The sequence below is a fragment of the Kribbella sp. NPDC050470 genome, from assembly GCF_044458365.1.
In the GTDB taxonomy this organism is placed as follows: Bacteria; Actinomycetota; Actinomycetes; order Propionibacteriales; family Kribbellaceae; genus Kribbella.
This window is the reverse complement of sequence record NZ_JBITHV010000012.1, coordinates 25,255-49,792: the sequence shown is the minus strand read 5'-3', so window position 1 is coordinate 49,792 and position 24,538 is coordinate 25,255. Positions and strand designations below refer to the sequence as shown.

Genomic DNA, 24,538 nt, shown 5'->3' with positions numbered 1-24,538 from the left:
TCAGCCCGCCTTGATGAAGTCGGTGACCGCGTCCGCGACCAGTTGTACGGCGATCGCGCTCAGCAGCAGACCGGCGATCCGGGTGACCAGGAGCACACCGTTCTCGCCCAGGATCCGCATGATCACGCCGGAGAACCGCAGCGTCAGCCACATCACCAGGTGGATCAGGACGATGCCGACCGAGATCGCGACCACGTCCGGCAACGCGCCGTCCGCGCGCTGCACGAACACCATCGTGGCCACGATTGCGCCCGGCCCGGCGAGCAACGGCGTGCCGAGCGGGACGAACGCGATGTTCACGTTCTTGGTCTGGACCGGATCCTCCGCCGTGTCGGTCAGCAGTTGCAGCGCGATCAGCAGGAGCAGCAGACCGCCCGCGCACTGCAGGGCGGGCAGCGTGATGCCGAGGTGGTGCAGGATCTGCTGGCCGAAGGCGGCGAACACGACGATCACGCCGAACGCGACCAGCACCGCCTGCCAGGCGGCCTTCTTCCGGACCGCGCGGGACTGGCCGGCGGTCAGCGAGATGAACACCGGCACCGTGCCCGGCGGGTCCATGATCACGAACAGCGTGACCACCACCTCGCTGAGCAACGCCAGGTTGATGACATTGTTCACGGCAGGTAGGCCTCGGGCACCCGAGCCTCGGTAGCGGCGGCTGCATTGGCCTTGGCGACCTCGAGGAGCCGCTCGAACTGCTCCGGCTCGGTGGAGTTCACGCCCAGGTCGTGGTCGATCTTCCCGACGCCGTGGTGGTCGCTGGAGCCGGTGTAGATGATGTCGAGGTCCCGCGCGATACCGCGCAACGCCGTCCGGGACTCCTCGGAGTGGTCCTGGTGATCGACCTCGATCCCGGCCAGCCCGTGGTCGTCGACCAGGCGGGCGATGGTGTCCGCGGTCATCACCTTGTAGCTGGACCGGCCCCAGGGGTGGGCGATGATCGGGACTCCGCCGGCCTCGCGGACCAGGTCGATCGCGCGCCCGGGCTCGATCGCGTAGTGCGACACGTGTCCCGGTTTGCCGTCGGCCAGGAACCGGTCGAACGCTTCGCTGCGGTTGGCGACCGTCCCGTTCGCGACCAGCGCGTCGGCCACGTGCGGCCGGCCGACCGACGGCGTACCGGTCGCCTGGGCGAGGACCTCGTCCACGGTCAGGGTGACGCCGAGGCCGTTCAGCCGGGCGACGATGGACGGGATCCGGTCGGTGCGGCCGTCGCGGACGATCCGCAGCTCCTCGGCCAGCGCCGGGTACGACGGATCCGGCAGGTACCCGAGCAGGTGCACGCTGATGTAGTCGAGCTTGCAGGAGATCTCGAGCCCGGGGACGAACCCGAGGCCGAGTTGCTCCGCGGCGCGACGGCCGTCGGCCCACCCGTCGGCGGTGTCGTGATCCGTGAGCGCGATCACGTCCAGGCCGGCCCGCTTGGCGTGCGCCATCAGGACGTCCACCGGGTCGGTGCCGTCCGAGCGGTTCGAATGGGTGTGCAGGTCGATACGCACGAGCGGTGCCGGATCCCTTCCATGGACAACTGTCACGGCTGATGCTATCCGCGTCTTCCCCAGCACCCGCCCGTTGTCCCCAGGGTGCCCCTATCGTGGGTTGGCATGGATGCGCACCGCGTCGACTGCGTCGGGGCCCTCGTGTACGACGACCAGCACCGGCTGCTCGTGGTCCGGAGAGCGAACGAGCCCGGCCGTGGGCTCTGGTCGGTCCCGGGCGGGCGGGTCGAGCCGGGAGAGGACGACCCGGCCGCAGTGGCGCGGGAGGTCGCGGAGGAAACCGGTCTCACCGTCGAGGTCGGCGAGCTGGTCGGCGAGGTCGAGCGCGACGGCCCGAAGGGCACGCTCTACGTGATCCGCGACTACGAGGCGACGGCTGTCGGTGGCAGCCTCACGCCGGGTGACGACGCCTCCGATGCGAGGTTCGTCACCCGCGCGGAGTTCCTGACCCTGCCGACCACGACGCTCCTGGCCTCGACGCTCGAGCAGTGGAACGCGCTACCGGGCTAGCTGCCGCCAACGCCCGGGCCACGACCGCGGGACGGAGCAAGGCCGTCGGCGGATCGACCAGGCTGGTCACCCGGAGGAACGCTCGTCCGAGGTGCACGTCGCGGGCGGCGCCGGCCTGCAGCATCCCGACGTACCGGCCGAAGAGGCGGTCAGGGGCCGTCCGCCGGCCGGGGATCTCGGGGAACGACAGGTCGGCTCCTCTCGCCAGGGCCCAGGCGGCGCCGGCGATCCGGCCGGTCTCGCGAAGGTGGCCGAGAAGTGGGCGGCCGTCGGCCGGGTGCCGGCGAAGCGCCTCGGCCTCGAGCGCCGCGACCGTCATTCCCTGTCCGTAGACGGGGTTGAGCGTGCAGACCGCGTCGCCGAGTACGGCCAGGCCGGCCGGAAAGCGGTCCAGCCGGTCATATCGGCACCACCGCGACGCCGGGTACCGGTAGGCGACCGGATCGTCCAAGGGGTCGGCTGTCGCCAGGATCCGGGACAGGTCCGGTAGCGCGAGGTCGGCGGCGAACCGCAGGAAGCCGTCCGGGTCGGTCGGGGGATGATCGCCGAGGACGCCCATCAGCGTGACGAGACAGTTCCCGTCCTCGATCAGCGACAGGCCACCACCTCGCGGCCGCGCCGGGCAGGGAGCGGAGATCACCACCAGGTCGTTGCCCAGGGCACCAGGACGGAGCCGGTAGCGCCGGCTGGCGTAGCCGACGCCGACCGCGAGCCGGTCCTGCCTCGGCGCCGGAAAGCCGAGCGCCTCGAGCCACACCGGAAGCCGCGATCCGCGACCGGTCGCGTCGACGACGAGGTCGCCGGGCAGTTCGACCGGCGCGCTGCCATCGGCGCGGCCGACCACCCGGGCGCCCACGATCCGCCGGCCCTCGGCGATCACACCGGCGACGTCGTGCCGCCCGAGCACCCTGACGGACGGCAGCGCCAGGACGCGGCGCCGTACCGTCGTCTCCAGGGCCGGGCGGCTCGCGCAGATCGCGGGGAGGCCCGAGACCCCCTGCCGGAAACGGTGCCCGCCGAAGCACAGGCGGGTGTCCGCGAGCATGTCGCCGACCCGTGCTCCATCCGCGCTAAGCTCGGCGGTCAGCCCCGGAAAGAGATCCTCCAGCACTGTGTGGCCGCGCGAGAGCAAGCCGTGCAGGTGCCGCGACTGCGGCGTGCCGCGGCGAGGCGCCAGCTCGGGGCCGAGTTCGTCACGGTCGACCACGACGACCTCGGCGTACGTCTCGGAGAGGACCCTCGCCGCGAGCATGCCGGCGATGCTGCCGCCGAGGACGACGGCGCGGTCCCGATCGGTCGATGTCATGGCAAACCTCCTGTAGCGAAGGTGCCGACGATCCCGGTCCGGCTACCAGGTCAAAGACTGTTCACCTGTGCTCACTCAGGCCGAGCTCTCGTCGCCACAACCAGGCGACGACGCGGTCGTGCCCTTGCCGCAGGTGCCGACGGTAGGTGCTGAACGGGAGGCCGAGCGCCGCGGCCGCTGCTTCCTGGGTGCGAGACGCCCGGACGTACGTCGTCTGCAGCGCGCGGTACAGCTGGTCGTCGCGAGGATCGTCGGCCAAGGTGGCGACGGCGGTGTGCAGCAGCTTCCCCAGTCCGTCGGCATCCTCGTGGCCGGCGACACAACGCGTGCGCAGCAACGGATTGCGCCTCAGCAGGTCGGGGCGGTGCAGGTCTCGCAACGCCTGCTTGACGGCATCGGCGAAGTCACCGCGGGCGAGCACAAGCAACTCAGGCTCCGGGACCGCGGCCGGCTGCAGCAGGGCGTCGTCCGCCAGGGCACGCTCGGTCCAGCGTTCGGTCATCAGCTCGACCGGGACCCGCCGGAAGTCGTGGCCGAACAGCCCGTAGCGACGGCCACCCACGACGAAGTCCGCACCCACTGCCCGCGGCATGTCCGCGGCGGCGAAGTAGTCGTTCCACCGGTCCGGCTCGGCCAGGGTGACGAAGTCCCAGGCCAGGTGTGGAGTGGCCAACTGCCGCTGCAGGGTGAGGACCGGTACGGCGTTCAGCGTGGCAGACGGGCCTTGGTACACCTCGGAATCGACGATGAACCGGCAGTGTCCGACGGACTCACCGGCTCGCACCGGCGCCGTACTCTGGGCAAAGCGCCAGGCGGCCGCAGTACCCGGATCGGCGTCGCGATCCGCCGGCGTCACGACGGTGAGGTCGAGCAGCGCGAGGACGCCGCGAACGGTCCCGTCCATCCCCCGGATCACGTGGAACCCGTCCGGCTGGCGGTCCAGCCACCGCCTGACCAGCGCGGCCGAGTCGTCGCCCTCCCCGGTGCGGACGAGGTCTTCGATCGCCTGATGATCGGCCGGCCGGGCCCGGTCGGGGTACTCGTTGCCCCAGGTCTGCCACTCCACCGGTGCGAGGACGCTGCGCAGGTTGCGGAACAGGAACTTCAGGTCCGCGATCGCGTGCTGCTGTGCCCGGCCCTCGCTGCCGCGGATCCGCGCCAACGTATCGGCACGCACCGCGCGGAACACCTCGCGGTAGCCGTCCGGATCACGCCGGCGCAGGTCGGCGTCGAGCACGTCGCGGACGAGATCGTGCGGCACCAGGCCGCCGGTTCGGAGCTCCGTGACGGAGAGCCCGGCCAGCCATTGGAACACCAGGTGCGGGTCACCCGTGTCGGCGACCACTGCGCGCAGCAGGCCTTCGCTCGTCGTACGCGCGACAGCGGACACCTCGAGGGCTCGCTGGTGGGCAACCGACGGCACGTCGGCGACGAGCCATCGGAGCAACCCGGCCACCACGTCCATCGGCAACGTGGTCAGGTCCGCGTCCGGGTCCCGCCGGAGCCGGTCAGCGAGCAGTGACAGCGCCAGCGGATGGCCGTAGGTGAGGCTGAGTACGTCGGCATGCCGGTCGGCGCGGACGCCACGCCGATCCAGATACCGGCGGACGTCGGCCTGCTCGAGATTCCGCAGCGAGACGATGCGCAGCAACTCGGACCACGCCGGATCGGCCCGCCACTCCGGTCCTGGCGGCTCGCGGCTCGCGACGACCACGATCGTCGACGCCGGCAGCCGGGGCAACAGCCGCTCCCGCAGCCAGCTCTCGACCGCGCTGAGCCGCTCCCAGCCGTCGACGAGCAGGACCAGCCGCTCGCCGTACGGCAGCCGAATCGCAGCGTCGCCCGGCGCGATGTCGACGGTGCCCGCGAGTGCCTCGGTCACCCCGGCGGGAGTGCCGACGACATCCCGGCCGTCGATGCGGACGACGCAGGTGACCGCCTCGTCGACGATTGCGGCGTACGCGTCGAGCAACGTCGTCTTTCCGACTCCCCCGGGCCCGACCAGGAACAGCATCCGGAAGGCCGGCTCCTCGGCTCCCAAGGCGGCTCGGAACAGGTCGAGCTCAGCCGCGCGACCCACGAAGAGGTCGTGCCGCCATGCTGCCAACAACCCGCCGAGCGTGTCCGCCGGGCCCATGGAACTCATGGTGACAGCTGGAATCCGATCGCGCCGCGCCCGGGTGGTGAATGACACTGGCCGGATGGATGACAGCTCCGTGGTACGGGCGATCGAGGAGAACGCAGCCGAGTTGCTGATGGCGATGGGGGCTGCCGGTGGTGGGGTGCAGCGCGATGACGGCGCGGTCCGGTGGACGATCGGCGGGTCGCCGATCGACTACCACAATGCGGTCGTCGCGGCTGACCTGCCGGACGCCGAGGCTGATCGGGTGATCGCGGAATCCCTGCAGGAGTTGAGGGATCGGGCCCTGCCGGGGTGCTGGCACGTGGGACCGTCGATGCGGCCGACGGATCTCGGCTCGCGGTTGCTCGACGCCGGTTTCACGTACGGCGGTAGCGAACCGGGCATGGCGGTGAAGCTGACCGAGCTGCGCCAGCCGGCCACGGTTCCCGGGCTCGAGATCACGTTGGTGGACACCGAGGACCAGCTGAAGATCTGGGCGGACACACTCGGTCGCGGCTTCGGCGAGGGTGAGCGCGAAGCCCGCTGGGTCGCCGACATCTACCGCCGCCTCGGCCTCGGATTCCCGTGGCGGCACTACCTCGGCCGGCTGGACGGCGAACCGGTCGCGACGACCACCGTCTTTCACGCGGCCGACGCCGCCGGGGTGTACTTCGTGATGACCGTCCCCGAAGCCCGCCGACGCGGAATCGGGGCCGCCATCACGTACACCGCGCTACGGCAGGCGCATGACGTCGAGTACGCCGTACTCGGCTCGTCACCGGCCGGACGGTCCGTCTACGCCGCGCTCGGGTTCCAGGAGCACTGCACGATCGACCTCTACGAGTGGGCGGCGAACTGAGGGACGCTCGCGCAGTAGCAGGTAGGCGTTGACGAGTACGACGACGCCGGTCAGGGCATGGACGCCGAGGGCGGTCGCGACGGTGCCGCCATGGGTCAGTACGACGACCATGTCGACGAACGGAATGATCGCCGCGACGGCCAGCACCACTCCGGTCGCGCGCCGCTCACCAAGAGCGAGCAGGGCCAGGATGATCAGCCCGAAGGCGATGTCACGGATCCCCTTGACGGCCAGGTAGCCGGCCGCCGCGCCGGTGGGCCAGGACTCGGTGCCGAATCCCGCGGCGGCGCCCTGCGGATCGAGCAGCAGGAACCGCACGCCGAACGAGATCGGGAACAGGCCGAGCAGGATGGTGAGAACAGTGGTGAAACGGCGCATGGTGAACTCCTGAATCTAGCGTTGCTAACTTTTCTAGCGACGCTAGCACTGCCATCGCTAGATTGTCTAGCAGTGCTAGAGTTCGCCTATGCCGAGTGAGTCACGCAGGGAGCGGGCCCGGGCGGAGCGCCGGGAGCTGATCGTCCGGACGGCCCGGGAGCTGGCGGAGGCCGAGGGGTGGGAGGCAGTCACCACGCGGCGGCTCGCGGAGCAGGTCGACTACAGCCAGCCGGTGCTCTACGGGCACTTCGCGAACATGGACGCGATCGCCGCGGCCGTTGCGCTGCAAGGATTCGAGGAGCTGGCCGTCGTACTGCGTGAGGGGCGTGCGGACGATGGGTTGCGCGGGCTGACGAGGGCCTACCTCGGGTACGCCGAAGAGCATCCGGCGATGTACGACGCGATGTTCGTCCGGCGGACCGAGCTGGTGTTCGGGACGACGGACACGCCGGCGGTGCTCCGGGAGGCGTTCACCGAGATCCTGGCCGGAGTCACGCCGTACGTGACGACAGATGCCGAGACGGCGACCGAGGTGTTCTGGAGTGCGCTGCACGGGCAAGCGACACTCAACCGGGGTGCACGGCTGCGACCGGAGCACCGCCAGGCCCGCGCGGACCTGCTGGTCGACCTATTCGTTGTTCCAGCGGTGGACCGCAGGTGAGCCGCGTTCCCAGCCGAGGGTCGAGATGGTGGCGGTGTTGAGGACGAAGTGACGGCCCTCGGTGACGTCGAGCTCGAGCCAGCGGGCGGTGAGGCCGCGCAGGGCATGTGAGTGGCCGAAGACGAGGACATCACCGGGTACGGCGGCGATGCGAGCGTTCACGCGGTCGAGCCGGGACGCGACCTGCGCGGGCGTTTCGCCGTTGGGTACTGGATGCGACCAGACCGTCCACCCCGGCACGGTCTTGCGGATCTCCGCGGTGGTGATGCCTTCGTAGTCCCCGTAGTCCCACTCGACCAGGTCTTCGACGACCTCCGCGTCCGGGAACCCCGCGAGCTCCGCCGTACGGCGGGCCCGCTCCCGTGGCGAGGTCAGCACCAGCTCGAAGGTCTCACCGGCCAGCCGTGTCTTCAGCGAGGCGGCCACGCGCTCACCTTCCGCGGTCAGCGGGAGGTCTGTCACCGACGTGTGCTTGCCCGACCTGCTCCACTCGGTCTCGCCGTGGCGGATCAGGAACAGCTGGTCCTGTCGTTCGTTGATGGTCACGATTTCATGGTCCCAGATCGATGTCGACCCCTTGACCAACCCACCCCGGACAAGGCAGGGTCGAAAACTGTAAGCGCTTCCACTCCAACCTCCCAGGAGCGAGAACGTGGCACCCGGACCCACCGGCAGGCCCGCGACGATCTACGACGTCGCGGCCCTCGCGAAGCTGTCGATCGCGACGGTTTCGCGTGTCCTGCAAGGGACCGGGCCGGTGTCGGAGAAGGCGAAGGCCCGGGTCGACCAGGCGGCACGCGAGCTCAACTACGTACCGCTGCGCGCCGCCCGCAGCCTGGCGGTCCAACGTCACGAGGCGCACGGGCTCGTGCTGCCCGACCTGGCCGGCCCGTTCTACGGCGACCTGCTGATGGGGTACGAGCGCTGGGCCGGCGAGCACGGCCAGAGCGTCATCATCACCGTCACACACGGCAACCCGGATCCGAACCGCACCGTCCGCGACCTGGCCGGGCGGGTCGACGGGATAGTTGTCCACGGCAACGCGCTGGACCTGCCGACGATCCAGGGGCTGCGCAAGGCCGGGGTGCCGCTGGTGCTGATCGCGCATCCGCCGGTGACCGGCTGCGACTCGATCCGCAGCGAGAGCGCGGCGAGCGCGGAGCAGCTCACCACAAGACTACTGAACCACGGCCGGACCGGCCTGCTCTTCGTCGGTGATCCCGACAGCGGGTACGACGTCGGGGAACGGTACGCCGGGTTCGCACAAGCTCTCCGCAGTCGTGGGATGAACGTGCCGAAACCAGAGCGCGTGCCGATGACCGAGGAAGCCGGCACGACCGTCGCCACGAGGTTGCTGACGGCAAAGAAGCGGCCCGACGGGCTGGTCTGCGCCAACGACGAGCTCGCGCTCGCTGCGGTGCAGGCGTTGCTGGCGGCGGGCGTCGCCGTCCCTCGGGAGATCGTGGTGACGGGGTGGGACGACGTAATGGCGGCGCGGTACGTGTCGCCGGGGTTGACGACGGTGCGGCAGCCGATGACCGAACTGGGGCGGCTGGCGGCACAGCGACTGCACGAGCGGGTGACCGGAGAGCGGACCCGGGCGCGCAACGACGTACTGGCAACACAACTCGTGCTGCGGGACAGCTGCGGCACGGGAGCCCTGACCGGGGCGGTGGGGCGGGCAACGAATGAAACAGCTGCGGAAGTAACCGAGTGAGGAGACACAGATGATCACCCACAGCATCCGCCGCCGACTGGTGATCGGCAGCGCTGCGATCACCGCCACAGCCCTTGCGCTGACAGGGTGTGGCAGGTCGGAGGACTCCCCCAGCGGGGGTTCGCAGGCGACGACAACGGTCAGCGAAGGACCTGCCACCGGCAACCTGACCGTCTGGGCGATGGGCACCGAGGGCGAGAACCTGCCCAAGCTGATGCAGGAGTTCCAGCAGGCCAACCCGGGCGTGAAGGTCACCGTCACGCCGATCCCGTGGGACGCCGCGCACAACAAGTTCACCACCGCGATCACCGCGCAGACGCTGCCGGACGCCGCGATGGTCGGCACCACCTGGATGGGCGAGTTCGCCGACCTCGGCGCGCTCGACCCGACCCCGCAGGGCTTCGACAGCGAGGGCTTCTACCCCGGCGCGCTCGACACCACCAAGGTCGGCGGGACGCAGTACGGCGTTCCCTGGTACGTCGAGACGCGGTTGGTGTACTACCGCAAGGACCTGGCCGCGAAGGCCGGGATCACCACGCCGCCGACCGACTGGGACGGCCTGAAGGCGATGGCGAAGGCGATGCAGGACAAGGCCGGCGCGAAGTACGGGATCAACCTGCAGCCGGGCGGCAACGGGTCCTGGCAGACGGTGATGCCGTTCGCCTGGTCCGCGGGCGCCGAGATCACCGGCGAGGACCAGAAGGAGTTCACCTTCGACACGCCGGAGATGCAGGAGGGGCTGAAGTACTACCAGAGCTTCTTCACCGAGAAGCTGGCCGGGACCGACCTGCCGCCGAACCAGACCGAGGCGCAGTTCGTCAGCGGGCAGGTGCCCATGTTCATCTCCGGGCCGTGGATGGCCGGCTCGGTGGCCAAGCTCGGCGGAGACGCGATCAAGCCGAACATCGGGGTCTTCGAGATCCCGAAGAACAAGACCTCGACGTCGTTCGTCGGTGGGTCGAACTTCGTGGTCTTCAAGACCTCGAAGAACAAGGACAGCGCGTGGAAGCTGGTCAAGTTCCTGAGCGACCCGAAGACGCAGGCGAGCTGGTTCAAGATGTCGTCGGACCTGCCTGCGGTGAAGAGCGCATGGGACGACCCGAGCATCTCCAGCGACCCGTTGCTGCCGGTGTTCGGCAAGCAGCTGGAGTCCGCGAAGGCGCCGCCGGCGATCGTGAACTGGGAGCAGGTGGCGACCGTCTTCGACACCGAGGTCGAGAAGATGGCCAAGGCCGGCCAGTCCCCCGCCGACACCGCCAAGGCGATCCAGACCCAGGCCTCGTCGATCGGCACCGGTAGCTGATCGCGATGAGTCGAGAGACAGCTCCTGCCGGGGCGCTGCGCGCCCCGGCAGGAGGAAAGCAGGACAGGCGATCGGGCGCCCCGCCGACTGGCCGGGCTGAGCCCGCCTCGGCTGGAGCCGGCGGGCGACCACCCCGCCGTGGCCGCCTGGATCATCAGACTGCTGCTGCGTGGATCCTGGTTTTGCCGTTTGCGGTTTTGTTCTTGGCGTTTACGGCGGGGCCGGTGGTCGGGTCGTTGCTGACCAGCTTCACCGACATGCGGCAGCGGGACCTGCGGACGCCGTTCGCGGTGGATCCGGTCGGGTTCGACAACTACGTGAAGGCTTTTCAGGACGAGACGTTCCGGAAGGCCGCGTTCAACACCGCGTACTTCGTGCTGCTCGGCGTACCGCTGACGCTGGTCGTCGCACTCGCCGCCGCGGTGCTGCTGGACCGTGGCATCAAGCGGTTCCAGGCGCTGTTCAAGGTCGGCTACTACCTCCCGGTGGTGACCTCGATCGTCGCGATCGCGGTGATCTGGCGGTTCGTGCTCGCCCCGGACGCCGGCCTGCTGAACACCGTGCTCGGCTGGTTCGGCATCCAGGGGCCGAACTGGCTGGCGTCGGAGACCTGGGCGATGCCGTCGCTGATCGCGATGGCGGTCTGGCGGAACTTCGGGGCCGCGATGATCATCTTCCTGGCCGGGCTGCAGGGCATCCCGCAGTCCGTCGAGGAGGCCGGCCAGATCGACGGCGCGGGCCCGTGGCAACGGTTCCGGTACCTGATCCTGCCGTTGCTCCGGCTGACCATCCTGTTCAACTGCGTGACCACCGGCATCGGCTACCTGCAGTTCTTCGAGGAGCCGTTCGTGATGACCGACGGCGGTCCGCTGAACAGCACGCTGTCGGTGTCGATGTACACCTACGAGCAGTTCGGTTTCGGCAACTACGGCCTGGCCACGGCGATGGCCTACCTGCTGTTCGTCGTGATCGCGGTGGTCACGTTCATCCAGTTCCGGCTGCTGAGGGAGAAGTGATGCGCCGTACCTGGTGGATCTATCTGATCGGCGTGCTCGGCCTGGTCGCCGTCGCCGCGCCGTTCGTCTGGATGCTGCTCGGCAGCTTCAAGACCCAGGGCGAGCTGCTCCGGGTCCCGCCGACCTGGTGGCCGGAGCATGCCACCTCGCAGAACTACTCCGACCTGTTCAGCAAGGAGAGCTTCCCGCGGTACTTCTTCAACTCGACCGTGGTCGCGCTGGCGGTGACGGCCGGGAACCTGGCGTTCTGCTCGATGATCGGCTATGCGCTGGCCAAGCTGCGGTTCAAGGGCCGCAACGCGCTGTTCGTGCTGGTGATGGCCACCTTGATGATCCCCGGCATGGTCACGTTCGTGCCGCTGTTCGTGCTCGTCACCAACGCCGGCCTGGCCAACAGCTACCCGGGCCTGATCCTGCCGTTCCTGGTCTCGCCGTTCGGCGTGTTCCTGATGCGGCAGTTCTTCCTCGGGCTGCCGGACGACCTGATGGACGCCGGCCGGGTGGACGGCAGCAGTGAGCTCGGTATCTTCGCCCGGATCATGCTGCCGCTGACCAAGCCGGCCCTGGCCACGCTCGGCATCCTCACCTTCCTCGGGTCCTGGAACAACTTCCTGTGGCCGCTGGTGATCGCCCAGACCCAGGACAAGTACACCCTCCCGGTCGCCCTGGCGCTGTACTCGAAGGGCCAGAACGCGCAGAACTACGGCCTGCTGATGGCCGGCGCGGTCGTGGTCGTCATACCGGTGCTGGTCATGTTCCTGATCTTCCAGCGCCACGTCACCAAGGGCATTGCGATCACCGGACTCAAATAGACCCCTTTCTGGAGAGACAGATGACCGCCAACATCAGTCGCCGCACCCTGTTAGCCGCCACGGGCGCCGCCGCCCTGGCCGGAACCGCCACACCCGCCTTCGGTGGAACGCCATCACCTGCAGAGCTTCTGAAGGGTGGCTGGAAGCCGAGCACTGCAGACAAAGCTCTGGTCGGGCGTTGGGCCCGTGACACCTGGCGCAGCCTGGTCGCGATGACCGACGAGAAGACCGGGCTGCCCGCCGACAACATCGGCGAGTCGGTCACGAGCCCGGTCCGCAGCCGCTACACGTCTCCCACCAACATCGGCGGCTACCTGTGGAGCACGGTCGTCGCCCGCCGGCTCGGCATCATCTCGCCGCAGGAGTCGTACCGCAGGATCGTCCAGACCCTGACCACGATGACCAGGGTCGACCACCACGAGCCGAGTGGCATGTACTTCAACTGGTACGACGAGTCGACCGGTGAGGTGCTGTACACCGACCCGGACGGGACCAGGCCGATCACGCCGTTCGTCTCGAGTGTCGACAACGGCTGGTTCGCGGCCGCGCTGATGGTGGTGCGCAACGCCGAGCCGCTCGCCCGCGGTCTCGCGGAGTCCCTGCTGAGCAAGATGAACTTCGCCTACTACTACAACCCCGCGGCCCGGCCCGGTGGCCTGATGCGCGGTGGCTTCTTCGAGACCCCGCCGCCGGACGAGGAGACCGACAAGGGCAACCACGCCGGCACCGGTCCGGACGTGTACTACCGCAAGTTCCACTACGACACCTGCAACACCGAGGCGCGGATCGCGCCGTACATCGGGTTCGCGCTCGGGCAGGTGCCGCACACGCAGTACTTCGCCACCTACCGGACCTTCCCGGACTCGTGCGACTGGTCCTGGGTGGAGCAGCGCCCGAAGGGTGTGCACCGCACGTACCTCGGCCTGGACGTCTTCGAGGGCACGTACTCGTACCGCGGGATGCGGCTGGTCCCGTCCTGGGGCGGCGACATGTTCGAGTCGCTGATGCCGGACCTGTTCATCCCCGAGTCGACGTGGGCGCCGCGGAGCTGGGGGATCAACCACCCGCTCACCGTTCGCGCGCACATCGAGCACGGCATGGACGACGCCAAGTACGGCTACTGGGGCTTCTCCCCCGCCTCGAACCCCAAGGGCGGGTACTCCGTGTACGGCGTCGACGCGATCGGCATGGACCCGGGCGGCTACCCGTCCGACCTGGAGGCGACCAACTACGACGCCGGCTTCGAGGGCTGCCGCGAGGGCACCAACCCGAACCCGACGTTCGGCGACGGCGTGGTCACCCCGCACGCGGCCTTCCTCGCGATGCAGTACGCGCCGCGGCAGGCGATCGACAATCTGGCCCGGATCGAGAACAACCTGAAGGCGTACGGCGGTGGCGGCTTCTTCGACTCGGTCGCGGTCCGGTCCGCGACGATCGCCCGCCGCTACCTGTCGCTGGACCAGGCCATGGTGATGGGAGCCATCGGCAACGTCTTCGCCGGTGACGTGATCCGGCGGAACTTCAGCACCCGGCAGGTCGAGCAGCGGATCCGGCCGCTGATCGCGATGGAGCAGTTCGAGTCCGGCCTCGAGTAGACACCACAGGAGATTCTCTATGCAGCACGACGACGCCAAGGCCGACTGGGACGCGCGGATCGCGATCCGCAGCGACGAGGAGCGGGAGTTCAGCTTCCCGGACCTCGATCCACCCAAGGAGGTCACCGCGGTCGGCGGGGCCGGCCAGGTCACGATCGACTGGTCACCGGTCGACGGGGCGGCGGGATACCTGATCCTGCGCGGCACCGGCGACCACGGTCCACTCGAGCCGGTCGACCACCACAGCGGTGACGTCCTGTCGGTCCCGGCGCCGCCGTACGTCGACACCACTTGCACCCCGGGGACGCCGTACCGCTATGCGGTCGCGAGTGTGCCCGAGGTGACCGTGGCCGGCCGCGCCGGCCAGGTCGTCAACGCGGTGCCGCTGGTCGCTGGCAACGAGGTGCCCGTGGTGACCGTGGCCGTCGATGCCGTTGCCGAGGGCACCGAGCTGGCCATGCCGTGGGTGCCGATGATCGGCAGCGAACGGCTCAGCCAGCTGCTCTGCACGGACCGCAGCGGCGGCCGGGAGATCGGCGCCGAACTGGAGCAGGCGCTCCGCCGGATGCATGACGAGATCGGTGTCCGGACGGTCCGGGCGCACGCGATCTTCCACGACGACACGCACGTGTTCGGCGCGTCGGGCTACGACTTCTCGGTCGTGGACGCGATCTACGACAAGCTGCTCGGGATCGGCCTGCGGCCGGTGGTCGAGCTCGGCTTCATGCCCCGGGAGCTGGCCAGCGATCCGGCCAAGACGGTCTTCGAGTACGGCGCGATCATCTCGCCGCCGTCGTCGTACGACGCCTGGTACGACCTGGTCCGTGCCCTCGTCGAGCACCTGGTGGAGCGCTACGGCCTCGACGAGGTGCTGACCTGGGACTTCGAGGTCTGGAACGAAGCCAATCTCGAGGTCTTCTGGTCTGGCACGAAGACCGAGTGGCTGCACCTGTACGACGTGACCGCGGCGGCCGTGAAGTCGGTCGACACCCGGCTCGCGATCGGTGGCCCGTCGTCGGCCGCGGCCGGATGGGTCGACGACCTCCTCGCGCACGCCGCCGCTCACGGCACCCCGGTGGACTTCGTGTCGACGCACACCTACGGGAGCCCGCCGCTCGACGTGCAGGCCTCGCTGGACCGGCACGGGTTCAGCGACGCGCGGATCCTGTGGACCGAGTGGGGAGTGACGCCGACGCACTTCAACCCGATCAACGACTCGGTGTTCTCCGGGGTGTTCCTGCTCCGCGGGATGAAGTCGGCGGCCGGGCGGGTGGACGCGCTGGCCTACTGGGTCGCGTCGGACCACTTCGAGGAGCTGGGCCGCCCACCACGCTTCCTGCACGGCGGGTTCGGCCTGCAGACCGTGGGTGGCGTGGCGAAGCCGCGGTTCCACGCGATGAGCCTGCTCAGCCGGCTCGGCCCGGTCGAGCTGCCGGTCACGCTGACCGGGGACGGCGGCGGCAGCCTGGTCGAGGCCTGGGCATCACGGGACGACGAGCGGATCGCCGTACTGCTGTGGAATCTCACCCTCGACCAGACCAAGGCGGGCGGTGCGCCGGAACTGTCCAGGACGGTCCGCGTCGAGGTGCCCGGCGTCGATCCGGCCTGGGAGGCGACCGCGACCACGCTCGGGATCGGCGTCGGCGATGTCGCCACGGCCGCGGTCGAGCTGGGCGTCGAGGACTGGCCGACCGACGAGCAGCTCGCCGAGCTGGCCGAGCGCACCCGGCTGGTCAGTACTCCGCTGGAGTCGAGCGGCGCAGCAGTCGAACTGACCCTCCCGATGCCTTCTGCGGTGCTTCTGGAGCTTCGTCCTCCCCGTCGAGGTTGACGGCTTCCTGTATCCAGCGTTCGACGCCGGCAATGTGCACCGTCGCCCAGGACCTGGCCACCTCCGGTTCGCGCCCCTCGATCGCGTCGAGGATCGCCCGGTGCTCGGCCAAGGTCCGGGCGACGGCGTCGTTCTGGGTCAGGCCGCGCCAGATCCGGGCCCGGTAGGTGGGCTGGCGCAGGCTGTCGATGATCGACGCGAGCGCGCGGTTGCCGCTGCCGACCGCGAGCAGCCGGTGGAACTCCACGTCACTGGCGAGCAGGTCCTCCACCGACGGCTCCGGGCCGAGGTCGTCGAGCAACTGGCGCAACTCGGCGATGTCCGCGTCCGCCATCCGCAGCGCGGCCCGGGCGGCCGCGGCCGGCTCGAGGATGCGCCGTACCTCGAAGAACTCCAGCACCGACGCATCCTGGTGCAGGTCGAGGACGAAGCCCATCGTCTCCATCAGCAGCGCCGGGTCGAGACTCGTCACGAACGTGCCGTCACCCTGACGCACCTCGAGCACCCGGATCAGCGCGAGCGCCTTCACCGCCTCACGCAACGAGCTGCGGGACAGGCCCAGGCGCGCGGCCAGGTCCGGCTCGCGCGGCAGCCGATCGCCGGGTCGCAGCTCGCCGGTCACGATCATCTGCTTGATCCGGTCGATCGCCTCATCGGTGACCCGCACACCCACCTCCTTCACAGGAACGGCGCCAGACATCCGATGTCAATCACGCACACATCGGATGTCTGAGCGACTTTTTCAGGCTCAGCGCTAGGTTTCGTCCCTGAATTAAGGACACGAACTGTTGACTCATGTCAAGAGGACAGCATATAGATCGGATGAATCAACTCGTTCTTCGAGGTACCAGTTCCCCTGGAGGTCAGGATGAACCGAACACCAGCGCGGGTGCGCCGCTGGGCGATCGCCACCCTCTCGGCCCTCGCCCTCACGGCGGTGGCTGCGTGCGGGGGCAATGACGGCAGTGGAGGCGGTGACAGTTCCGGATCCGCCGACAAGGCCGACCTGACCTGGTCGTTCTGGATCGGCGGCACCGAGGACCAGGCGGCCTGGCAGAAGGTCGCCGACCAGGCCACCGCCGACCACCCCGGTATCACCGTCAAGCTCCAGGGCACCGACTGGAACAACTACTGGGCCAAGATCGGCACCCTGCTGGCCGGCGGCAAGGCGCCCTGCATCATCGGCATGCAGAGCCTGCGGACCGCGTCGTACGCCGGTGCGATGCTGCCGCTGGACGACCTGATGAGCAAGTACGGCCTGAAGGCCGAGGACTTCGACAAGCCGATCATGGACGGCCTCAAGGTGGACGGGAAGCAGATCGCGATCCCGTACGACTCCGGCCCGATGGTGATCTTCTACAACAAGGACATGTTCAAGGCGGCCGGCGTGGCCGAGCCGAAGCCGGGCTGGACGATGGACGAGTTCAAGGCGGCCGCGAAGAAGCTCACCGCCGCCGGGCGGACCGGCCTGGTGACGGCGCCCGGTGACCTCGGCGTCACCTCCTGGGTGCGGACGACGACCGGCGCGGAGCCGCTCGCCGACGGCAAGCTCGCGCTGACCGACCAGAAGTTCGTCGACGGGTTCTCGCAGTACGCCGACTTCGTCAAGACCGACAAGATCGCGCCGCAGGTGCCGTCCGGCAACCCCGACTTCGAGGCGCAGCAGTTCGCCGCCGGCAAGGCCGCGATGCAGCTGAACGGGCCGTGGTCGCTGATCGACACCAAGGGCAAGGTCAAGTTCCAGCTCGGCATCGCGCCGATCCCGGCCGGCCCGGACGGGTCCAAGACCTACACCGCCGGCTCCGGTTTCGGCATCTCCCGGTCCTGCAAGACGCCGGACGCCGCCTTCCAGGCGATCATGTCGATGACGAGTGAGAAGCCGCTGACGACACTGGCCGCGGCCGGCCGCGCGTACCCGGCCCGGATCGCCGCTCACGACGCCTGGTTCACCGCCGCGAAGATCGACGGCGCGAAGGAGACCATCGACTATGCCTCGGAGAACTCCGTCGCTCTGGTCACCTCGAAGAACTGGGTCCAGGTCGCCGACCTGCTCAACCGGTTCGGCACCCAGGCGCTGAACGGCGAGATCCCGCCGGACCAGGCGCTGAAGACCATCCAGGACCAGGCGGGCGCCGGATCCTGATGGCCGCGCTCAACACCACGACCGCTGCTCCGCCCAGCCCGCCGTCCCGGACGGACCGGGCGGGGCGGCGGCCCGCGCTGCGGCGGGACGGCCGGCACGCCAGCGTCTTCCTGGCCCCGAGCCTGGGCGGCCTGGCGCTGTTCACGCTGTTCCCGACCGCGATGGCGCTCGCGATCAGCCTGTTCGACTGGCCGGTGTTCGGCGAGCGCCAGTTCCTCGGCCTCGACAACTACACCCAGCTGATGAACGACCCGGTGTTCCGCCGGGTGGTGCTGAACACCGCGCTGTTCGTGGTGCTGTACGTCCCGCTGAACGTGGTCGTCTCGCTCGGTCTGGCGCTCTGGCTCGGGCCGAAGATCAAGGGCCGGCAGGCGTTCCGGGTGCTGTTCTTCATCCCGGTGATGACGCCGATGGTGGCCAACGTGATGGTCTGGCGGCTGCTGTTCCAGCCCGGCGGGCTGATCGACAGCACGATGCAGACCTGGTTCGGGGTGAGCGCGCCGAACTTCCTCGGCTCGTCGGCCTGGGCGATGCCGGCGATCGTCGCGATGTCGGTCTGGCAGGGCTTCGGGTACAACTTCCTGGTCTTCTCCGCCGCGCTCGACCAGGTGCCGCAGTCGCAACTGGAGTCGGCGCAGATCGACGGCGCCGGGGTGTGGCAGCGGTTCCGGTACGTCACCTGGCCGATGATCACGCCGTCGATCTTCTTCGCCACCACGATGACGCTGATCACCTCGTTCCAGGTGTTCGCCCAGCCGTTCATCCTGACCCAGGGCGGGCCGGGCGTGTCCACCCAGACCATCGTCATGTACGTCTACAACCAGGGCTGGCAGTTCCTCACCATGGGGCTGGCCTCGGCGGCCGGCTGGGTGCTGTTCGTGATCATCATGGGCATCACCGCGATCCAGTTCCTGGGCCAGCGCAAGTGGGTGAACTATGACGTCTGAGACCACCGCCCACGTCGGGCGCCGCGTCCGCAACGGGGTGTCGCACGTCCTGCTGGTGATCGTCGCGATCCTGTTCCTGGTGCCGCTGGTGTACGCCGTGTCCACCTCGCTGAAACCCGCGGACGAGGTGTTCACGCCGACCCCGGAGCTGTTCGGGTCCGAGATCCGCTGGCAGAACTACGCCGACGCCTTCACGTTCGCTCCGTTCGGCCGGTACTTCCTGAACAGCCTGTTCGTCGCGATCGTCGGCACCCTGGTCGTGGTGATCGCCTCGAGCATGTCGGCGTACGCGTTCGCCCGGCTGAAGTTCACGGGCCGTGAGCAACTGTTCGTGCTGTTCCTGGGCACCCTGATGGTGCCGCAGGAGGTGCTGATCGTCCCGATGTACTGGCTGATGCAGTCGCTCGGCTGGGTGGACAGCTACTGGGCGCTGATCCTGCCCTGGGCGTTCACCGCGTTCGGCACGTTCCTGCTCCGGCAGTTCTTCCTGACCGTGCCGGCCGAGCTCGAGGAGGCGGCCCGGGTGGACGGGTGCGGCCCGTTCGGCACGTTCCTGCGGATCATGCTGCCGCTGGCCCGGCCGGCCATCGCCGTACTGACCGTCTTCACCTTCATCAGCTTCTGGGGCAGCTTCCTGTGGCCGCTGATCATCATCAACAGCGTTGCGGACAAGGGCACGGTGCCGCTCGGCCTGGCCCAGTTCATCGGCCAGCAGGGCACCCAGTGGAACCTGATGATGGCGGCCTCCGTGCTGGCCATGCTGCCCACCGTCCTGCTCGTCATCCTGCTGCAGAAGCACCTTGTCCGCGGCCTGCTCGTCACTGGTCTGGGCGGCCGTTAACTACCTCCGAGGAGATCCGAAATGACCGACGCGCCTCCTGCGCACTCCGTCGAGAAGTTCCGTGACTGGCGGTTCGGCCTGTTCGTCCACTGGGGCCTGTACGCCCTGCCGGCCCGCCACGAGTGGGTGAAGAACCGCGAGCGGCTGACCGACGAGGACTACCAGCCGTACTTCGACCACTTCGAGCCCGACCTGTACGACCCGCGCAAGTGGGCCCGGGCCGCCCGCGAGGCCGGCATGCGATACGCCGTACTGACGACCAAGCACCACGAGGGTTTCTGCCTGTGGGACTCGGCGGTGTCCGACTACACGGTCGCGAAAACCCCGTGGGGTAAGGATTTGGTCGGCCCGTTCGTCGAGGCATGCCGGGAGGAGGGGCTCGGTGTCGGGTTCTACCACTCGCTGATCGACTGGCACCACAAGGAGTTCCCGATCGACGTCGTGCACCCGCAGCGGTACGACGAGGAGGCCTGGGCGAAGGCGGCCGGACGGGACGTCCAGGTGTACGCCGACTACCTGCACGCGCAGACGCGTGAGCTGCTGACGAACTACGGCCCGATCGACATCATGTGGTTCGACTTCTCCTACCCCAACCGCAACCGCGAGGACGGACAGCCAGGTCCGGGCAACGGCAAGGGCCGCGACGAGTGGCGGTCCGAGGAACTGATGGCGATGTGCCGCGAGCTGCAGCCGGACATCCTGATCAACGACCGGCTGGACATCCCGGGCGACTTCGTCACCCCCGAGCAGTACCAGCCGGACGGGCCGATGACCCGCGACGGGCAGCCGGTGCTGTGGGAGGCCTGCCAGACGCTGAACGGCAGCTGGGGCTACGACCGGGACAACCTGGACTGGAAGTCACCCGAGACGCTGGTGAAGATGCTGGTCGACTCGGTCTCCAAGGACGGCAACCTGCTGCTGAACGTCGGCCCGACCGGACGCGGCGAGTTCGACCCTCGGGCGCTGAACACGCTGGCGTCGATCGGCGAGTGGATGCGGCTGCACGAGCGGTCGGTCCGCGGCGCGCGGCCGAGCGAGCTGACCGCACCGGCCGACTGCCGCTACACCCAGAAGGGTGACCGGCTCTACCTGCACCTGTTCTCCTGGCCGATGGGCCACATCCACCTTGCTGGCCTGGCCGGCAAGGTGAAGTACGCCCAGCTCCTGAACGACGCCTCGGAGATCAAGCGGATCGTCAACGACCCGAAGCGCAAGGCGCAGAACACGACCATGGGCGGCGTGTCCGCGGACACCCTCACCCTCAAGCTCCCGATCCAGCGCCCGGACGTGCTGGTCCCGGTGATCGAGATCTTCCTGAGCTGACGCTCGCCTAGGCAGTGTCTGACTAGGAGGCAGGGGTGGGGCGGCCGGGCTGTTCCCCACCCCGGGCCTCCAGGTAGTTGTTCTTGGGGACCATCACCTTGCGGCGGAACAGGCAGACGACGGTACCGTCCTGCTTGTAGCCCTTGGTCTCCACGTAGACGACGCCGCGGTCGTCCTTCGACTTCGACTCCCACTTGTCCAGCACCACGGTCTCGCCGTAGATCGTGTCGCCGTGGAAGGTCGGCGCGACGTGCCGCAGCGACTCGATCTCCAGGTTCGCGATCGCCTTGCCGCTGACGTCCGGGACCGACATCCCGAGCAGGATCGAGTAGATGTAGTTGCCCACCACAACGTTCTTGCCGAACTGGGTGGTCTGCTCGGCGTAGCTCGCGTCCAGGTGCAGCGGGTGGTGGTTCATCGTGAGCAGGCAGAACAGGTGGTCGTCGTACTCGGTCACCGTCTTGCCCGGCCAGTGCTTGTAGACCGCGCCGACCTCGAACTCCTCGTAGCTACGCCCGAACTGCATGCCCTCGGCTCCTTCCGGTATCCCCGGACCCATGCTGCCGAAAGTCGACGTGACTGGGCAGTAGCCCGCGCGTGGCCTACCTCTCACCCGCGCGAGACCTTCGTCACGGCGTCACTCGGGCGTCACTCGTGCGGCTGCTGCAGCGGCGTCTGCTGCTGGATCGGCTGGTCGGGCAGTCGCGGGTTGACCTCACCCTTGAGGGCCAGCTTGGCCAGATGGTTGCGGGCCTCCTCGGCGTACTTGAAGTCGCACAGTACGTCGTACGTCGTCGCCACCACCGCGGTCCGCGAGGTGAAGTCCCGCCGGCCGGCCGACTGGGCGTAGCCGAGGCCGCCGAACACCAGGCCGAAGAACGCGCCCAGAACGACGCCGGTGAGCAAGGCCGCCAGCCAGTTGCCGTTGGTGAACAGCCCCAGCAGCAGACCCACGAACAGACCGAACCAGGCGCCGCTGGCCACACCCGCGCCGAGCGCCTTGCCCCAGGTGAGCCGGCCGGTGATCTTCTCCACCTGGCGCAGGTTGTTGCCGACGATGGTCGTGTGCTCGACCGGGAACTTCTCGTCCGAGAGGTAGTCGACAGCTCGCTGCGCCTCCCGGTAGGTGTCATAGGTCCCGATCGTCAGGCCGCTCGGCCGGGGGTCCATCGAGGGCATGCCCTGCGTGGTCATCGTCGTTCCTCTCCACGTGCTTCCACCCCCATCATTGCCGACGGCTGGTTACCACGCCTTGATAGCCTCGCCGGTGATGACCGGGCGACGGTGGGACATGGGCGCGACACGCCGGATGGGACGAGTCTTCGCCCGGCGGTCTCCAGGCGTCCCGGAGCCGGTCGACCTGGTCGCCAGCGGCAAGCTGGACGGCGCTCTGGTCGACTGGGCCTTCTACCGCGACGGCCGCCGCGACCGCAAGATCAACTCCTACACCGAGGCGCTCACCCGGGCCCGGCGCGGGCAGGGGTTCGTCTGGATCGGCCTGTTCCAGCCCAACGAGCGGCAGTTGGCCATCGTCGGCGAGGAGTTCGGCCTGCACCCGCTGGCCCTGGAGGACGCCACCGAGGCGCACCAGCGGCCCAAGCTCGAGCGGTACGACGACACGCTGTTCGCCGTACTGAAGACCGTCACCTACGTGCCGCACGGGGATCTGACGGCCACCAGCGAGGTGGTGGCGACCGGTGAGGTGATGGTGTTCTGCGGCGCCGGGTTCGTGGTGACGGTGCGACACGGCGATCACAGCGAGTTGACCGGCCTGCGGCACGGGCTGGAGCAGGAGCCGGAGCGGCTGGCGGCCGGCCCGGGCGCCGTACTGCACGCGATCGCCGACCACGTGGTGGACCGGTACCTGGAGGTCGCGGACTCGGTCCAGGCCGACATCGACCTGATCGAGAGCGAGATGTTCACCCCGCGCGGCTGGCGCAAGATCGACCAGGTCTACCAGCTCAAGCGCGAGGTGCTGGAGCTGAAGCGGGCGGTGGCGCCGCTGGCCGGGCCGATGCGGGCGCTGTCGACGCTGCGGCACCCGCTGATCAGCGACGAGACCCGGAACTACTTCCGCGACGTCGACGACCACCTGCTGCGGGTGAAGGAGCAGGTGATCTCGTTCGACGAGCTGCTCAGCTCGATCCTGCAGGCCGGCCTGGCCCAGGTGCAGGTGTCGGAGAACGAGGACATGCGCCGGATCGCGGCGTACGTGGCCATCCTGGCGGTGCCGACGATGATCGCTGGGATCTACGGGATGAACTTCGACTACATGCCGGAGTTGCGGATGAGGTACGCCTACTTCGTCGTTCTCGGCGTGATGGCCACCGCGTGCACCGTGCTTTACCGGCTGTTCAAGCGCAACCACTGGCTTTGAGCGCTGCAGGGCTGGACCATCAGACACGCCCCAGTCGCTGACCTGGCAGCCTTCTGCCATGGCCGCCAGTCCCGACGGTTTGGAATGTTCAAACGGTTGTGCCGCGTTCGAGCGCCTTGATTGAATGCCGCCATCGCTTTCGGTCAGCGATCAACCACATTCTGCGACCGACGGCAGGTGGGGATGCCGTGACACGTCAGTACCAGGGAGGGTCCGCCGTGCTCCGCATCCATTTCACGCCACGTGATCTTGCCCGCGTCACGGTCGCCGCCACTCCCGCCCCGCTCTGGGAGGTGCTGCTCAGCCTGCACATGCTGCAGCAGACCGACGGCCGGCTGATCTTCGACGACTGGCGCCGGTACGTGCGGGCCAAGGTCGCCCCGGACCAGATGCGGCTGCTGCTGGAGCTGACGCCGCCGAAGGGCTACTCCCCCGATTTCCTGACCCCGGCCGAGGCCGCGCCGGACTTCGAGACCACGCTGGAGATGGCGCTGGCCACACCGCGCCAGGAGATCCGCGAGCAGCTGGAGCTGCTGAGCAAGTACCGCCCGGTGTCGCCGTGGACGCGAGAGCTGGCGCGCGGCGAGCGGAGTTCGCTGAACAAGCTCGGCCGGGCCATCCGTACCTACCACGACGCCGCGATCGCGCCGTACTGGAAGTCGATCGGGACGCATGTGTCGGCGGACCACGCGCATCGCGGCGAGGCGCTGTCCCGGCACGGGGTGGACCGGCTGCTGTCGACCCTGCACCCGCGGGTGAAGTGGGTCGCGCCGGTGCTGCAGGTGCTGGACATGCACGACCGCGATCTCTACCTGGACGGGCGCGGGATCGAGCTGCAGCCGTCGGCGTTCTGCTGGCAGGTGCCGACCAAGCTGCGCGACCCGGACCTGAAGCCGATCCTGGTGTACCCGATCCACCACGCGCCGGGCATGCTGCGGCAGCAGTCGACGGACGACTGCCCGTCGAGTGACGCGCTGAGCTCGCTGCTCGGCTCGACCCGGGCCGCCGCGCTGGAGGCCGCCGTCGTCGGTTGTACGACGACCGAGCTGGCGAAGCGCTGCAAGATCTCACCGGCCGCCGCCAGCCACCAAGCGACAGTGCTGCGGGAAGCCGGGCTGATCACCACGCGCCGGGTCGGTGCGTCCGTGCGCCACGAGATCACTCAGCTCGGGATCTGGCTGCTGTCCGGCCACGGTTCCGGCAACTCACGCCTGCCCGCAACTACGTCGCCGCCACGCCTCACCGCGTAGCGGCCCTGGACCCTGCCCCGCCGCGTGCTTGGGCCGACTGGCACCGCC

The 24,538-nt window shown here is 68.9% G+C and carries 24 protein-coding genes; 15 read left to right on the top strand and 9 right to left on the bottom strand.

Features of this window, described 5'->3' with window-relative positions; translation table 11 throughout:
* Window positions 1-618: a MarC family protein gene (locus ACIBGM_RS33805; protein WP_360523150.1), complete on the bottom strand. Its 618-nt coding sequence runs from the start codon at window positions 616-618 to the stop codon at window positions 1-3.
* The gene (locus ACIBGM_RS33800) at window positions 615-1,499 is read right to left on the bottom strand and encodes a PHP domain-containing protein (protein ID WP_360523153.1); all 885 of its coding nucleotides are present in this window, start codon (window positions 1,497-1,499) and stop codon (window positions 615-617) included. Before ACIBGM_RS33800 ends, ACIBGM_RS33805 begins: the two co-directional genes overlap by 4 nt.
* A gap of 105 nt (window positions 1,500-1,604) precedes the next feature.
* On the opposite strand from ACIBGM_RS33800, the gene ACIBGM_RS33795 reads away from it, so the two are divergent.
* Window positions 1,605-2,009, top strand: a complete 405-nt coding sequence (locus ACIBGM_RS33795; RefSeq protein WP_360523156.1) for an NUDIX domain-containing protein — start codon at window positions 1,605-1,607, stop codon at window positions 2,007-2,009.
* Here the strand turns inward: ACIBGM_RS33795 and ACIBGM_RS33790 are convergent.
* On the bottom strand, window positions 1,927-3,315 hold the full coding sequence (locus ACIBGM_RS33790) for an FAD-dependent oxidoreductase (RefSeq protein WP_396387839.1): 1,389 nt from the start codon (window positions 3,313-3,315) through the stop codon (window positions 1,927-1,929). The two genes, ACIBGM_RS33795 and ACIBGM_RS33790, sit on opposite strands and share 83 nt — an antisense overlap.
* Window positions 3,316-3,376: 61 nt before the next feature.
* On the bottom strand, window positions 3,377-5,461 hold the full coding sequence (locus ACIBGM_RS33785) for an AAA family ATPase (RefSeq protein WP_396387838.1): 2,085 nt from the start codon (window positions 5,459-5,461) through the stop codon (window positions 3,377-3,379).
* Window positions 5,462-5,516: 55 nt separating this feature from the next.
* On the opposite strand from ACIBGM_RS33785, the gene ACIBGM_RS33780 reads away from it, so the two are divergent.
* Complete coding sequence (locus ACIBGM_RS33780) at window positions 5,517-6,296, top strand: GNAT family N-acetyltransferase (protein WP_396387837.1); 780 nt, start codon at window positions 5,517-5,519, stop codon at window positions 6,294-6,296.
* Here ACIBGM_RS33780 and ACIBGM_RS33775 read toward each other — a convergent pair.
* Window positions 6,213-6,674 (bottom strand): DUF4267 domain-containing protein, encoded by a 462-nt coding sequence (locus ACIBGM_RS33775; protein ID WP_396387836.1) that lies wholly within the window; start codon window positions 6,672-6,674, stop codon window positions 6,213-6,215. The genes ACIBGM_RS33780 and ACIBGM_RS33775 overlap by 84 nt on opposite strands.
* Window positions 6,675-6,762: 88 nt before the next feature.
* Between ACIBGM_RS33775 and ACIBGM_RS33770 the strand changes: the two genes are divergently transcribed.
* Window positions 6,763-7,335 (top strand): TetR/AcrR family transcriptional regulator, encoded by a 573-nt coding sequence (locus tag ACIBGM_RS33770; RefSeq protein WP_360523171.1) that lies wholly within the window; start codon window positions 6,763-6,765, stop codon window positions 7,333-7,335.
* On the opposite strand, the gene ACIBGM_RS33765 is transcribed toward ACIBGM_RS33770, so the two are convergent.
* Window positions 7,303-7,875 (bottom strand): histidine phosphatase family protein, encoded by a 573-nt coding sequence (locus ACIBGM_RS33765; RefSeq protein ID WP_360523399.1) that lies wholly within the window; start codon window positions 7,873-7,875, stop codon window positions 7,303-7,305. The two genes, ACIBGM_RS33770 and ACIBGM_RS33765, sit on opposite strands and share 33 nt — an antisense overlap.
* Before the next feature lie 112 nt (window positions 7,876-7,987).
* Between ACIBGM_RS33765 and ACIBGM_RS33760 the strand changes: the two genes are divergently transcribed.
* The 6 genes from ACIBGM_RS33760 to ACIBGM_RS33735 all read left to right on the top strand — a co-directional run bounded on the left by ACIBGM_RS33760 (window position 7,988) and on the right by ACIBGM_RS33735 (window position 15,609).
* Complete coding sequence (locus ACIBGM_RS33760) at window positions 7,988-9,052, top strand: LacI family DNA-binding transcriptional regulator (protein WP_360523174.1); 1,065 nt, start codon at window positions 7,988-7,990, stop codon at window positions 9,050-9,052.
* 10 nt (window positions 9,053-9,062) lie between these two features.
* On the top strand, window positions 9,063-10,355 hold the full coding sequence (locus ACIBGM_RS33755) for a sugar ABC transporter substrate-binding protein (protein ID WP_396387835.1): 1,293 nt from the start codon (window positions 9,063-9,065) through the stop codon (window positions 10,353-10,355).
* Between the two features lie 224 nt (window positions 10,356-10,579).
* On the top strand, window positions 10,580-11,371 hold the full coding sequence (locus tag ACIBGM_RS33750) for a carbohydrate ABC transporter permease (protein ID WP_396387834.1): 792 nt from the start codon (window positions 10,580-10,582) through the stop codon (window positions 11,369-11,371).
* Complete coding sequence (locus tag ACIBGM_RS33745) at window positions 11,371-12,183, top strand: carbohydrate ABC transporter permease (protein ID WP_360523183.1); 813 nt, start codon at window positions 11,371-11,373, stop codon at window positions 12,181-12,183. Before ACIBGM_RS33750 ends, ACIBGM_RS33745 begins: the two co-directional genes overlap by 1 nt.
* Window positions 12,184-12,203: 20 nt before the next feature.
* On the top strand, window positions 12,204-13,778 hold the full coding sequence (locus ACIBGM_RS33740) for a glucoamylase family protein (RefSeq protein ID WP_360523186.1): 1,575 nt from the start codon (window positions 12,204-12,206) through the stop codon (window positions 13,776-13,778).
* A gap of 19 nt (window positions 13,779-13,797) precedes the next feature.
* Entirely contained in the window at window positions 13,798-15,609 is a 1,812-nt protein-coding gene (locus ACIBGM_RS33735) for a xylan 1,4-beta-xylosidase (RefSeq protein WP_360523189.1), read from the top strand.
* Here the strand turns inward: ACIBGM_RS33735 and ACIBGM_RS33730 are convergent.
* Entirely contained in the window at window positions 15,512-16,276 is a 765-nt protein-coding gene (locus ACIBGM_RS33730) for a FadR/GntR family transcriptional regulator (protein WP_360523192.1), read from the bottom strand. The genes ACIBGM_RS33735 and ACIBGM_RS33730 overlap by 98 nt on opposite strands.
* Window positions 16,277-16,477: 201 nt before the next feature.
* Here ACIBGM_RS33730 and ACIBGM_RS33725 point away from each other — a divergent pair, with 201 nt between their 5' ends.
* From ACIBGM_RS33725 to ACIBGM_RS33710, 4 genes are read left to right on the top strand one after another with little or no spacing between them, the layout of a single operon-like run.
* The gene (locus ACIBGM_RS33725) at window positions 16,478-17,752 is read left to right on the top strand and encodes a sugar ABC transporter substrate-binding protein (RefSeq protein ID WP_360523195.1); all 1,275 of its coding nucleotides are present in this window, start codon (window positions 16,478-16,480) and stop codon (window positions 17,750-17,752) included.
* The gene (locus ACIBGM_RS33720) at window positions 17,752-18,699 is read left to right on the top strand and encodes a sugar ABC transporter permease (protein ID WP_360523198.1); all 948 of its coding nucleotides are present in this window, start codon (window positions 17,752-17,754) and stop codon (window positions 18,697-18,699) included. The genes ACIBGM_RS33725 and ACIBGM_RS33720 overlap by 1 nt, the downstream gene beginning before the upstream one ends.
* Entirely contained in the window at window positions 18,689-19,540 is an 852-nt protein-coding gene (locus ACIBGM_RS33715) for a carbohydrate ABC transporter permease (protein WP_360523201.1), read from the top strand. The genes ACIBGM_RS33720 and ACIBGM_RS33715 overlap by 11 nt, the downstream gene beginning before the upstream one ends.
* A 21-nt stretch (window positions 19,541-19,561) precedes the next feature.
* Window positions 19,562-20,863, top strand: coding sequence for an alpha-L-fucosidase (locus ACIBGM_RS33710; RefSeq protein WP_360523204.1), 1,302 nt, complete (start codon window positions 19,562-19,564; stop codon window positions 20,861-20,863).
* A 22-nt stretch (window positions 20,864-20,885) separates the two neighbouring features.
* Here the strand turns inward: ACIBGM_RS33710 and ACIBGM_RS33705 are convergent, their stop codons facing one another.
* On the bottom strand, window positions 20,886-21,389 hold the full coding sequence (locus tag ACIBGM_RS33705) for a MaoC family dehydratase (protein ID WP_360523207.1): 504 nt from the start codon (window positions 21,387-21,389) through the stop codon (window positions 20,886-20,888).
* A gap of 122 nt (window positions 21,390-21,511) precedes the next feature.
* On the bottom strand, window positions 21,512-22,057 hold the full coding sequence (locus ACIBGM_RS33700) for a general stress protein (RefSeq protein WP_360523210.1): 546 nt from the start codon (window positions 22,055-22,057) through the stop codon (window positions 21,512-21,514).
* 76 nt (window positions 22,058-22,133) lie between these two features.
* Between ACIBGM_RS33700 and ACIBGM_RS33695 the strand changes: the two genes are divergently transcribed.
* Complete coding sequence (locus ACIBGM_RS33695; RefSeq protein ID WP_396387833.1) at window positions 22,134-23,240, top strand: magnesium and cobalt transport protein CorA; 1,107 nt, start codon at window positions 22,134-22,136, stop codon at window positions 23,238-23,240.
* 218 nt (window positions 23,241-23,458) lie between these two features.
* Entirely contained in the window at window positions 23,459-24,490 is a 1,032-nt protein-coding gene (locus ACIBGM_RS33690; protein WP_360523216.1) for a helix-turn-helix domain-containing protein, read from the top strand.
* Window positions 24,491-24,538: the final 48 nt, after the last annotated feature.

Bases quoted from the DNA above. Each gene is read 5' to 3' on its own strand.
- ACIBGM_RS33795 (WP_360523156.1), top strand. From the start codon at position 1,605: ATGGATGCGCACCGCGTCGACTGCGTCGGGGCCCTCGTGTACGACGAC.
- ACIBGM_RS33790 (WP_396387839.1), bottom strand. From the start codon at position 3,315: ATGACATCGACCGATCGGGACCGCGCCGTCGTCCTCGGCGGCAGCATC.
- ACIBGM_RS33785 (WP_396387838.1), bottom strand. From the start codon at position 5,461: ATGAGTTCCATGGGCCCGGCGGACACGCTCGGCGGGTTGTTGGCAGCA.
- ACIBGM_RS33780 (WP_396387837.1), top strand. From the start codon at position 5,517: ATGGATGACAGCTCCGTGGTACGGGCGATCGAGGAGAACGCAGCCGAG.
- ACIBGM_RS33775 (WP_396387836.1), bottom strand. From the start codon at position 6,674: ATGCGCCGTTTCACCACTGTTCTCACCATCCTGCTCGGCCTGTTCCCG.
- ACIBGM_RS33770 (WP_360523171.1), top strand. From the start codon at position 6,763: ATGCCGAGTGAGTCACGCAGGGAGCGGGCCCGGGCGGAGCGCCGGGAG.
- ACIBGM_RS33755 (WP_396387835.1), top strand. From the start codon at position 9,063: ATGATCACCCACAGCATCCGCCGCCGACTGGTGATCGGCAGCGCTGCG.
- ACIBGM_RS33745 (WP_360523183.1), top strand. From the start codon at position 11,371: ATGCGCCGTACCTGGTGGATCTATCTGATCGGCGTGCTCGGCCTGGTC.
- ACIBGM_RS33740 (WP_360523186.1), top strand. From the start codon at position 12,204: ATGACCGCCAACATCAGTCGCCGCACCCTGTTAGCCGCCACGGGCGCC.
- ACIBGM_RS33735 (WP_360523189.1), top strand. From the start codon at position 13,798: ATGCAGCACGACGACGCCAAGGCCGACTGGGACGCGCGGATCGCGATC.
- ACIBGM_RS33725 (WP_360523195.1), top strand. From the start codon at position 16,478: ATGAACCGAACACCAGCGCGGGTGCGCCGCTGGGCGATCGCCACCCTC.
- ACIBGM_RS33720 (WP_360523198.1), top strand. From the start codon at position 17,752: ATGGCCGCGCTCAACACCACGACCGCTGCTCCGCCCAGCCCGCCGTCC.
- ACIBGM_RS33715 (WP_360523201.1), top strand. From the start codon at position 18,689: ATGACGTCTGAGACCACCGCCCACGTCGGGCGCCGCGTCCGCAACGGG.
- ACIBGM_RS33710 (WP_360523204.1), top strand. From the start codon at position 19,562: ATGACCGACGCGCCTCCTGCGCACTCCGTCGAGAAGTTCCGTGACTGG.
- ACIBGM_RS33705 (WP_360523207.1), bottom strand. From the start codon at position 21,389: ATGCAGTTCGGGCGTAGCTACGAGGAGTTCGAGGTCGGCGCGGTCTAC.
- ACIBGM_RS33700 (WP_360523210.1), bottom strand. From the start codon at position 22,057: ATGACCACGCAGGGCATGCCCTCGATGGACCCCCGGCCGAGCGGCCTG.
- ACIBGM_RS33695 (WP_396387833.1), top strand. From the start codon at position 22,134: ATGACCGGGCGACGGTGGGACATGGGCGCGACACGCCGGATGGGACGA.